The organism is Chryseobacterium sp. T16E-39 (genome assembly GCF_002216065.1).
Classification (GTDB): domain Bacteria; phylum Bacteroidota; class Bacteroidia; order Flavobacteriales; family Weeksellaceae; genus Chryseobacterium.
The window spans coordinates 2,289,610-2,300,838 of record NZ_CP022282.1 but is presented as its reverse complement, the minus strand read 5'-3'; the positions used below and the strand labels follow the sequence as shown (position 1 = coordinate 2,300,838).

Below are 11,229 nucleotides of genomic sequence, written 5' to 3'. Positions count from 1 at the left end.
TGGAATTTATTTTAATAAAATTGTATTTTAGTTATTAGATTAATAATTAAAATACCAGCTATGAAAAAAACATATTTCTTATTTTCCATTGTAGCGTTGGGAGTTGTAAACTCTTGCACAACCAATGATGAGATAACGGATAAGAGCTCAAAAGACTCAGAGGTTCACTCTAAAACGATACAGGTTACCCATCATGACGGAAGACCTTTCAGTACAGGAAAAGAGTCTGTTTATAATAAATTTGTAGCTGGGCCCGGAGGTGGAGTTTTAATGCAGGGTTTTTATTGGGATGTTCCCGAAGGGGGAAACTGGTGGAATACCGTTAAAGATAAATTGACTAACTGGTCCAATGCGGGAATAGGAGCAGTCTGGTTGCCTCCTGCCTCTAAAGCACAAAATGGTGCTTATTCTATGGGATATGATCCCACTGATTATTACGACTTTGGAAATTTTAATCAAAACGGAAGCATTGAAACCCGATTTGGTTCAAGAACGGAACTGGAAGCATTAATTACTAAAGCCCATGCTGAAAATATGCAGGTATATGCCGACATTGTGATCAATCACAACAGTGGTGGGCAATCTGAAGCGAATCCCTATACAGGAACAAACACATGGACCAATTTTTCAGGAGTTGCTTCCGGGAAGTTTACCAGAAATTACAATGACTTTTACAAGAATGCTTACGGAAATAATGACGAAGGTGCCTTTGGAGGTTTTCCGGATTTATGTCATGCCAACCCTTATGTTCAGGATTGGCTCTGGGGAAGAGATGATTCTGTTGGGAAGTATTATAAAAACGTAATGAAATTTGATGGTTGGAGATTTGATTATGTGAAAGGATTTAGTGCCTGGGTGGTGAATAACTGGAATTCGAAAGTAGGTGGCTTTTCCGTGGGAGAATTATGGGACTCGAATGTCAATACATTAGAGTCCTGGGCAAATAATGCCAATAGCTCCGTATTTGATTTTGCAGCTTATTATAAAATGGATGAAGCTTTTGATAACGGGAATCTCAATGTTTTGAATGATGACATGATGTGGAAAAGAAATCCTTATAAAGCAGTCACGTTTGTAGCGAATCATGATACCGATATTATCAATAATAAAATGCCAGCCTATGCCTATATTCTTACCCATGAGGGCTATCCAACTATATTTTACAGAGATTATGAAGAATGGTTGAATAAGGAAAGATTAAATAATCTGATCTGGATTCATAATAATAAAGCTACCGGAACAACTTCTATTCTGTATACTGATAATGACGAATATATTGCCAGAAGGAATGGATATAACGGTAATCCTGGTTTGGTCGTGTATATCAATACTTCTTCAAGCTGGCAGGAAAGATGGGTAGATACCAATTGGAGCAATCAGCAGATCAAAGATTTTACAGGAGCTTCGAGCTGGTACCCAACCACGCAGGCTGACAAAAGAGTGAAAATCCAATGTCCGCCGAATAGCTATTCTGTTTGGTCGCTGAATCAGTAGTGCTTGAGGGGAAGGCGAAATCGCAAAATTGCAGAATCGTCAAATTGTTTAAAAGTAACATGCCGGATCTGCCTTCATCGTGTATGAAATGATTGAATTTCAATAATTCAGTAAGAAAAATAAAGTACTATAAGTTAGTTAATGGCAAGTATTATGAAAATTGCATCATAATGCTTGTCATTTTTTATAATATAAAGAGTGAAAATTTAAACTTCTATGAATTTTCTCTTCTGATTCTGATCGGGAAGAAAACATTTTTGAGCGGCTAATTTCATTCTGTTTCTTGAGATCAGATCGTACACCTTATCACTCAAAAAAGTAGGTATTATTTTTCCTGCAGCGATCAATTGATAAACACCACCTAACAAATGAGCAATTTGAAGAACAGCACGAGATTTCACCAGATAGTATTGGTTGGGTTTCCAAAGATACATCGTATTGAAAACAGTAGTCTCCAATCCTCTTTCGGATAAAAACTTTTGGCCAAAATCAGATTGTAAAGAAGCAAACAGGAATTTATTTTTTGTGTCACGCTCTAAGATCCATTGTACCCAAAAATTACAAACTCCGCAATCTCCATCAAAGAAGACAATATATTTATCTTGCCAATTTTCCTGCATAATTTTTCTGTTTTAAAATACCATCGACCTTTCAGTTTCTTCTTTTACTTTTTTAAAGTATTGAATGAGCTGTTTTCTTTGTTCAGGAGTTAATTTTGCTCCCTGATGGCCCACAATGTATGATTCAAGAGGCATTTCCTCTTTTTCAACCATTTCAATACATTCCTGCAATTTGTGTGCCTGTCTTTTAGGTTCGTACATTGCAAAGGTAGAGAAATTCAGATGTTTTCTTCCTTCATCGATATGATTTTTTAAAAACCATGAAGAAGGAGCAATGCTGGAGTACCATGGATACTTTGTTTCATTGGAATGGCAATCATAACATGAGGTGTTGATTGTTTTGGCAATGTCTGGTGGCGTTTTTTTTATTTTCAAAAAATCCATGCCTGGATTTAAAGGCGGATTGGTCTTATCAATAGGGAAAAACTGGATGATAATAAAAGCTACCAGGAGAACGATCAATACTTTTTTCATACGGTAAATTTGAGTGTTTGTGAAGTTAAATGTAGGCATTTTTTTCTTTATTAAAAAAGCTAGAATCATTCTAAATAGACCGTTTTTGTTTTGCTTTCACTTCATTTTTAATGAAATAGACTTAACTTATTGCAATAAATAAGGCAAAAGTTGTTGGGTTTTATTATAGTTTTTAACTATTGTAAAAATATTATCAATAGATCAAATTTATTGAACAGGTTGTTGTAAGTTTGTCTTGTTCAGATCAAGTAAACTGTATTTATCAATATTAAAATTTAAACAACAATGGAAAAAGATTCAAATGACATCAGTAAGTGTCCGTTTCATAATGGAACGATGAAACAAAGTGTAGCTGGTGGCGGAACTCAAAATCAGGAATGGTGGCCCAATCAGTTAAGAGTTGATATTTTACGTCAGCATTCGTCTTTATCGGATCCTATGGATAAAGATTTTGATTATGCTGAAGCTTTTAAAAAATTAGATCTCGAAGCAGTAAAAAGAGATCTTCATGCATTGATGACAGATTCACAGGACTGGTGGCCGGCAGATTTTGGACATTATGGTCCTTTATTTATCCGTATGGCGTGGCATAGTGCAGGGACATATCGTGTAGGAGATGGTAGAGGGGGAGCTGGAGCAGGTCAACAGCGTTTTGCTCCATTAAACAGCTGGCCGGATAATGTCAGCCTTGACAAAGCAAGAAGATTGCTTTGGCCAATAAAACAAAAATATGGTAAAAATATATCGTGGGCGGATCTTTTAATCCTTACCGGTAATATCGCATTAGAGTCTATGGGCTTTAAAACATTTGGATATGCCGGTGGCCGTGAAGATGTTTGGGAACCGGATATGGATGTATATTGGGGTTCCGAAACTACATGGCTTGGAGGAGATTTACGTTATGCTCATGGATCAGAAGGAGTAGTGGAAAGTCGTGGTGTGCTTCCTACAGATGATGATGCCGACGGGGATGTGCATTCCCGTAATCTTGAAAAGCCCCTGGCAGCTGTGCAGATGGGACTTATTTATGTGAATCCTGAAGGGCCGGACGGGAATCCGGATCCAATTCTGGCAGCCAAAGATATCCGAGATACATTTGGACGTATGGCGATGAATGATGAAGAAACAGTAGCGCTGATTGCCGGTGGACATACTTTTGGTAAAACTCATGGTGCAGGTCCTGCGGATCATGTAGGCAAAGAGCCGGAAGCTGCTGGAATTGAGCAGCAGGGATTAGGCTGGAACAGCAGTTTCCGTAGCGGAAGCGGAAAAGATGCGATCAGCAGTGGTTTAGAAGTAACATGGACAGAAACACCTACGCAATGGAGTAATTATTTCTTTAAAAATCTATTCGAAAATGAATGGGAACTTACCAAAAGCCCTGCTGGAGCTCATCAATGGGTCGCAAAAGAAGGAGCTGAAATTATTCCTGATGCATTTGATTCGTCTAAAAAACATAAACCTACAATGCTTACAACGGATCTTTCTTTAAGATTTGATCCGATTTACGAAAAGATCTCAAGACATTTTTATGAGAATCCAGATGCCTTGGCAGATGCGTTTTCACGTGCATGGTTTAAATTGACACACAGGGATATGGGACCTCGTGCCCGCTATTTAGGACCTGACGTTCCGGCTGAAGTATTAATTTGGCAGGATCCTATTCCAGCTGTAGATCACGCATTGATAGACCATGCTGATATTGAAACTTTAAAAGAAAAAATTCTGAACTCAGGATTGAGTTCATCAGAACTGGTAACTACAGCATGGGCCTCCGCTTCAACTTTCAGAGGAAGTGATAAACGTGGAGGAGCTAATGGGGCAAGAATCCGTTTAGCTCCGCAAAAAGACTGGCAGGTAAATAATCCTGTTCAGCTACAAAAAGTCCTGAGCGTGCTTGAAAATATTCAGTCTGAATTTAATGGATCACAAGTTTCAGGTAAAAAAGTTTCTCTGGCCGATCTTATTGTATTGGCAGGAACAGCAGCAGTGGAAAAAGCAGCGAAAAATGCGGGTCACGATATTGCAGTTCCTTTCACGCCAGGTCGTATGGATGCATCACAGGAGCAGACTGATGTTGAATCTATGGGGTATCTTGAACCGGCAGCTGATGGATTCCGTAATTATTTAAAAAGAAAATATACTGTTTCTACGGAAGCATTATTAATTGATAAAGCACAATTATTAACACTTACTGCTCCTGAGCTTACTGTTTTAATTGGAGGAATGAGAGCTTTAGATACAAATTTTGATGGTTCCAAAAATGGAGTGCTGACACAGCGTCCGGGAGCACTTACGAATGATTTCTTTGTAAACCTATTGGATATGGGAACCCAGTGGAAAGCTACTTCAGGAGATAATGAATTGTATCTTGGAACAGATCGTAAAAGTGGACAGCCAAAATGGACAGCGAGCCGTGCAGATCTTGTATTTGGTTCCAATTCAGAATTAAGAGCTATTGCTGAGGTGTATGCAAGTGCGGATGCACAGGGTAAGTTTGTGAAAGATTTTGCAGCAGCATGGACTAAGGTAATGAATCTGGATAGATTTGATTTAGTTTAAATCTTGATATGCATAAATGAAAAACCATCCTGATAAAGGATGGTTTTTTTGTTGATTTGAATGGATTTAAGCGCTCTGTAATCTGTTTATTGATTGATAGACAAAACTTTAATAATGCAGATGTTGGTTCCCGATTCTTCGTTTTTTTTATTTCTAAATAATAAAGCCTTATCTTTGCAAAAAATTGAGCTCCAAAAGTTGGAGTAACTCATTAATAACTTGTCCTGAGCGAGCCGAAGGATTATTAAACATTTTTTATGTCAAACATTGTTGCTATTGTTGGTCGTCCCAACGTAGGAAAATCCACATTATTTAACCGTTTCCTGGAAAGAAGAGAAGCTATTGTAGACTCTACTGCAGGAGTTACCAGAGACCGTCACTACGGAAAATCAGACTGGAATGGAGTAGACTTTACCGTCATTGATACCGGAGGGTATGACGTAGGTACAGATGATATTTTTGAAGAAGAGATCCGTAAGCAGGTACAGTTAGCTGTAGATGAGGCTACCTCTATTATTTTTATGCTAAATGTAGAAGAAGGACTTACTGATACCGATCAGGAGATTTATCAGCTTTTAAGGAGATCTAATAAACCGGTGTATATTGTGGTTAATAAGGTAGATTCTGCAAAAGAAGAATTGGCAGCTACGGAATTCTATCAGTTAGGAATTGAAAAATACTACACATTATCTTCAGCAACCGGATCAGGAACAGGAGATCTTTTGGATGATATTGTAAATGATTTTCCAACGACTGATTATCAGGATCCTTTTGAAGGATTGCCAAAAATCACTATTGCAGGTCGTCCAAATGTAGGAAAATCTACATTGACTAATGCTTTGTTGGATGTTGAAAGAAATATTGTAACAGATATTGCCGGAACAACAAGAGACAGTATCCAGACGCTTTATAATAAATTCGGACACGAGTTTGTATTGGTAGATACTGCAGGAATGCGTCGTAAGGCGAAAGTTTCTGAAGATCTGGAATTTTATTCTGTAATGAGATCCATTCGTTCTATCGAATATTCTGATGTAGTGATCATTATGGTGGATGCTACTCAGGGTTGGGAGTCTCAGGATATGAATATTTTTGGTTTAGCACAGAAGAACAGAAAGGGTATTGTGATTCTGGTTAACAAATGGGATTTGATCGAAGATAAGAAAACGAATACGATCCGTGACTTTGAAAAAGTAATTAAAGATAAGATCGGACAGTTTCAGGATATTCCAATTTTGTTTATCTCTGCTTTAACGAAACAAAGAATTCTGAAGGCTGTAGAAGTAGCAATGGAAGTCTATGAAGATCGTAAAAAGAAAATAAAAACTTCAAAATTGAATGAAGTGATGCTTCCAATTTTCGAGCAAACTCCACCTCCGGCGAACAAAGGAAAATATATTAAAATCAAATATTGTGTTCAGCTTCCTACGCCATCACCACAGTTTGTATTTTTCTGCAACCTACCGCAATATGTGAAGGAGCCTTATAAGAGATTTACTGAAAATCAGCTAAGAAAAGAATTCGGATTTACCGGAGTTCCTATTGAAGTGTATTTCAGACAAAAATAATAAGTCTGTTCTGGTATAAAAGAAACAGGATGAAAAAAAATCTGGTTAGGATCATTTCTAACCAGATTTTTTTTATTCTTATCTGAAATTACAGCCATTTCTCATACATCAGCCGTACAGGGCTGTATCCTTGTTTGTCGAGCCAGCTTTGCATTGTGTAATTATTGCATAAAGTAAACCGATAGATCTTGCGGATATTATAATCTTTGTAGGTTTCTTCAAATGCTTTATTCAGAGCAGAGTAAACACCCAATTTCCTATATTCTTCTTTTACATAACCCTCTGAAACATAAAGGTCGTCAGCATCTCCCAGTTCAAAATTACTGTCATCCTTTTCATCGATATACCCAAATAGAAAGCCGATAGCCTTTCCGCCCACATCTGCAATAAGAAAAGTTCCATCGTTCTCTTCTTCGCAATCTGTCATAAAACGTAAGTAATGTTTTTTGATCTTGCTCCAGTCTGCCGTCTTTTCATTCATTTCTTTTTCAGAAATGTGGAGCTCGCCAACCAATTCATCAACAATAGGAAGATGATCTGATATTTTTATTTTTCGAATGGTAAAGTTCATGATTTATATTTTTATTATTTACCTCTTATTGGACTTCCATGCCAGGATGTATTATCTGAGAGAACCTCACCTTTCATGATCAGAGAGAGTGCATCGATATTTACATCGTCCCCAATTTCAGTATCGTATAGAATAATTGTTCTCGAGTTAATAGTTGTTCGTTTTCCGATTTTCACACTTCCAACTTTCATTATCCTATCTTCAAAAAGGTGAGTTTGTGGTCCGCAGTCCTCATTAAGCATAGCTTCGTCGCCAATAGTTACCATATCATATTCTGTAATATCAGTTGTGTTGAGCCATACTCTTTTACCAATCTTCACACCCAGGAATCTCATGAAAAAAGGTAGCCACATTGTTCCACGTAAAAAGTCTAAAAAGAATAATACGGGGAGTGCTTCATAAACTGTAGTGATACCTTCGCTTAACCAAACTTTTAGGCTATACATTGGCATTTCTGTTTTCTTGTATTTTCCAACCAGAATCCACTTAAGCAATACCATAAAGAAAAAAGAAGGCAAGGCGACAATTCCTAAATAATAAAAGGGAGCGAAGAGGATTAAATGATGAATTCTTCCTTCAAGATAATTGCTGGTGTATGCAATAAATAATACACTGCAGATAATAATGACGGTTTGCGGAAGAATAATCCTTATTCCCTCAACAAGTCCTCTGGCTATTTTAAGTCCAAAAGAAGGATTGTAAGTAAGACTGTCCTTAAAGCCATCTGACTTTTGTCTTGTAGGAAGCCCTATAGGTGGAGATCCGAACCAGTCTTTTTCTGATGCGTTTTTTAATTGTTCTTCACTCGGAGCTTTGCTTAGTACTCCAATCAGCATATTGTCATTTAATTCATATCCCTGCGGAATGAGTCCACTGTTCCCTACAAAGCTATTGTTTCCGATTTTCGTTTTTGCAAGGATTAATTTTTCATTTCTTACATCGTGTTCGCCAAGGATCACAGCATCAGCAATAAATGAGCCTTCGCCAATTTCCAGAAGGTTGTGAGAAACGTCGCTGGCAGTGGAAATTTCTGAGTTTTTACCAACTTTGGCCCCCATCATTTTGTAGAACTTGCTGATATAAATAGACGCGAAAAGAGGATGTACTACCGTAAGTGCTAGGTTGAATATCTGATCTTTGACCCATTTTCTATAGTACATGAAGCTATAAACAGGGTATACTCCCGGTTTCATATTATATTGAAGGCATCTTGTGATAATACTTACAACGCCGATAAATAATAGAATGTAAATCGTGGAAAGTATAGGAGCCTGCCACAGGTAATAGAAATTATAATCTGCCGATTGATCATCAAGATAATAAAGGGTATATAATGTTGGTGCTAAGGGTAAAACAATGAGAAGTGGAAAAAAGAATAAAGAGCAGGCATAAAAGAAAGCATATCTGTTTCTTTTGGCAGAAGAAACAAGTTGTGGGATCTTTACCTCTTCACTGCTTTTTGTTCTGATCTTTTCCGCTGGGCTGCCATCCCAAACTTCTCCGTGTCTGATTGTTTTTCCTGCATTCAGGCAGCTTAGATCCTGGAGTTCTCCGAATTCTTCAATAACGGTGTCACCACATACAATAGCTGAAGAACCAAGATAGGCATGGGCTTTAATGTGTACTTTTCTGATTTTAAGAAGGCCATTTTCAACAGAAGCATTATCGATACTGCATCCCGAGCTTGTGGTTACATTTTTATCGATGGTAACCAGATCTTCAGCAGCGATAGGCAAAAGACTGAGCTGTGCGCTGGGGTGAACGTTTACCCCTAATAGTTTTAAATATTTAGGATATAAAGGCGTCTCAACGATAAATTCTGAAGGCATAAGTCTTTTTATGGTTTTCCAAAGCCACCATCTGAAGTAATACCAGCCCCAGAGAGGGTAGTCTCCTTCTTTGATTTTTCCGATAATCAGCCATTTTGTTAAAAGAATTATAATAGAATAAACCGGAGGTATCAATGTATAGAGAAGCATGGCGCTTAATAAGGCAAGCCAGGTTCCATAGCCGTTGAGCTGGAAATAATAATAACTTAAATAAGGAAAAAATATCTGAACACTCAGCAATGCAAAAACGGCCATGAGGGAAAGAGTCTGGGCAAAATTACAGGCATAATATTGAAATGTTGAAACTCTTGTAAAAGGCTCCTGTTCAGAGGTTTCCTGTAGTTGTTTATTTTTTAGGCAGTCTGCATAGGCAGAAAGTGGTCTGTTTTCATAAATGTCTTTTAAGGACGCATAGGGAATTCCTGCTTTCTGTCTCAAATGAGAGATGAGAGTAGCTGCAAGTAGAGAGTGGCCGCCCAGGTCGGTGAAGAAATCCTGATTCAGGTGGATCTCTTTTCCCGGGAATACCCATTGAAGCGTTTGCAAAAGTTTTTCCTCAACTGTGGCTTCAGGGTTTATTTCTATATTTTCATTTTCCTGATGGCTTGTGAAGCTGTCCGGAAGAGGTAGCTTTTTTCGGTCGATTTTTCCACTCGGCATGCGGGGCATTTCTTTCATTTTGATGATTGAAATGGGAACCATGTAAGGAGCCAGAAATTTTGCCAGTTCTTTACGCATGGTATTTTCGTCAAATGATACATCATCACTCATCATTGTGTATCCCACAAGTTGTCCTTGTCCATTAGCATCTTCTTTTACTGCAACTGCAGCTGAAGAAACACCTGGAAGCTGATTAAGACGGGTTTCTATTTCACCAAGCTCTATTCTATACCCCCGGAGTTTGATCTGATCATCTATTCTTCCCTGGAAATCTATAAATCCGTCTTCTCTGATAACAACTGCATCTCCGGTTTTATAAATCATATCTCCCGGAAGTTCTGAAAATGGATTAGTAATGAACTTTTCCTTTGTTAATTCAGGTAAGTTAAAATAGCCGTTGCTTACTCCAGGCCCTGAAATAATCATTTCTCCTCGTTCTCCTCTCGAAACAATATTTAAATGTTCATCAACGATTGCAATATGATAATTAGGTAATGGGTGGCCTATGGTCAGTTCATCTTTATCTGTAAGTTTAGCCATATTTGAAGACACTGTTGTTTCCGTGGGCCCATAGCTGTTGATGAATGCCCGGTAAGGTTGTGCCCATTTTTCCTGAACCTGTCTAGTGCATGCCTCTCCTCCTGTATTGATAATTCTTATGGATGGAACTTCATCAATAATGGCTAAGATACTGGGAACGGCATGTAGAACTGTTATTTTATTTTTAGTGAGAACATCACTTAATTCATCAATTGCTTTTACGGTAAGAGCATCTGCGATCCAGATGGTTGCTCCCGAAAAAAGACTTATCCATACCTCTTCACACCACATATCAAATGACACAGAAAACCCCTGATATACGATGTCCGTATCTTTTATTCCGATAAAATCTTCTTCAGAACGTATAAGGTGGCATATATTTCTGTGTGAAATGGGAATTCCTTTAGGGTTTCCAGTGCTTCCGGAGGTAAATAATACATAGGCCCATTGGTCGGGTGTTGTATTATTTTGTGGTGCCGGAACAGTTTCCAAAGGTTGTGGAGCAATTGTGAGTGGTCGACAATGGATGCCTGTATCAGTATCTGAGAAATAGGTTTTTACCTGAATGTCCGTAAAAACCTTTTTTATCCGGTCTTCAGGCATTTCTCTATCCAATGGAATATAGGAAGCTCCTGCTTTTAATATTCCTAGAATAGCCACGGGAAGTTCCATACTTCGGGGATACCAAACTCCGACACAATCACCGGGCTGTACTCCCTCAGCCTGAAGTTGTAAAGCGATCGCATTACTCCAGTTATTAAGTTGTTCGTAAGACAAATTTTTATCATTAAATATAAATGCTGTCTTAGTTTTATATTTTTCAAAAATGGGTGCTAATAGCTCAGGAAGGGTTTCTTCTTTTAAAAATTCGGGAGCTATTTTGCCTAAAATTAAGCTTTTCATCATTCGGT

Annotated in this window: 7 protein-coding genes; 3 read left to right on the top strand and 4 right to left on the bottom strand. The window is 38.0% G+C overall.

Annotated features, from left to right (window positions below; all coding sequences use genetic code 11):
* The first annotated feature begins 60 nt into the window (after positions 1 to 60).
* Positions 61 to 1,494: an alpha-amylase gene (locus CEY12_RS10440; protein WP_089027635.1), complete on the top strand. Its 1,434-nt coding sequence runs from the start codon at positions 61 to 63 to the stop codon at positions 1,492 to 1,494.
* A 206-nt stretch (positions 1,495 to 1,700) separates the two neighbouring features.
* Here the strand turns inward: CEY12_RS10440 and CEY12_RS10435 are convergent, their stop codons facing one another.
* Complete coding sequence (locus CEY12_RS10435) at positions 1,701 to 2,114, bottom strand: thiol-disulfide oxidoreductase DCC family protein (protein WP_089027634.1); 414 nt, start codon at positions 2,112 to 2,114, stop codon at positions 1,701 to 1,703.
* A 12-nt stretch (positions 2,115 to 2,126) separates the two neighbouring features.
* Positions 2,127 to 2,588 carry a heme-binding domain-containing protein gene (locus CEY12_RS10430; protein WP_089029851.1) on the bottom strand — a complete coding sequence of 154 codons (462 nt, stop codon included), beginning with the start codon at positions 2,586 to 2,588 and terminating at the stop codon, positions 2,127 to 2,129.
* A 285-nt stretch (positions 2,589 to 2,873) separates the two neighbouring features.
* Between CEY12_RS10430 and katG the strand changes: the two genes are divergently transcribed.
* Together katG and der are read left to right on the top strand one after the other, a co-directional pair.
* Positions 2,874 to 5,150, top strand: a complete 2,277-nt coding sequence (gene katG / locus CEY12_RS10425; protein ID WP_089027633.1) for a catalase/peroxidase HPI — start codon at positions 2,874 to 2,876, stop codon at positions 5,148 to 5,150.
* A 257-nt stretch (positions 5,151 to 5,407) separates the two neighbouring features.
* Positions 5,408 to 6,718 carry a ribosome biogenesis GTPase Der gene (gene der, locus CEY12_RS10420; RefSeq protein ID WP_089027632.1) on the top strand — a complete coding sequence of 437 codons (1,311 nt, stop codon included), beginning with the start codon at positions 5,408 to 5,410 and terminating at the stop codon, positions 6,716 to 6,718.
* 88 nt (positions 6,719 to 6,806) lie between these two features.
* Here der and CEY12_RS10415 read toward each other — a convergent pair whose 3' ends face one another.
* Positions 6,807 to 7,289: a GNAT family N-acetyltransferase gene (locus CEY12_RS10415; protein WP_089027631.1), complete on the bottom strand. Its 483-nt coding sequence runs from the start codon at positions 7,287 to 7,289 to the stop codon at positions 6,807 to 6,809.
* Positions 7,290 to 7,303: 14 nt separating this feature from the next.
* Entirely contained in the window at positions 7,304 to 11,224 is a 3,921-nt protein-coding gene (locus CEY12_RS10410) for a Pls/PosA family non-ribosomal peptide synthetase (RefSeq protein ID WP_089027630.1), read from the bottom strand.
* Positions 11,225 to 11,229: the final 5 nt, after the last annotated feature.

Coding starts and splice junctions, on each gene's coding strand:
- der (WP_089027632.1), top strand. CDS start 5,408: ATGTCAAACATTGTTGCTATTGTTGGTCGTCCCAACGTAGGAAAATCC.
- CEY12_RS10415 (WP_089027631.1), bottom strand. CDS start 7,289: ATGAACTTTACCATTCGAAAAATAAAAATATCAGATCATCTTCCTATT.
- CEY12_RS10440 (WP_089027635.1), top strand. CDS start 61: ATGAAAAAAACATATTTCTTATTTTCCATTGTAGCGTTGGGAGTTGTA.
- katG (WP_089027633.1), top strand. CDS start 2,874: ATGGAAAAAGATTCAAATGACATCAGTAAGTGTCCGTTTCATAATGGA.
- CEY12_RS10435 (WP_089027634.1), bottom strand. CDS start 2,114: ATGCAGGAAAATTGGCAAGATAAATATATTGTCTTCTTTGATGGAGAT.
- CEY12_RS10430 (WP_089029851.1), bottom strand. CDS start 2,588: ATGAAAAAAGTATTGATCGTTCTCCTGGTAGCTTTTATTATCATCCAG.
- CEY12_RS10410 (WP_089027630.1), bottom strand. CDS start 11,224: ATGATGAAAAGCTTAATTTTAGGCAAAATAGCTCCCGAATTTTTAAAA.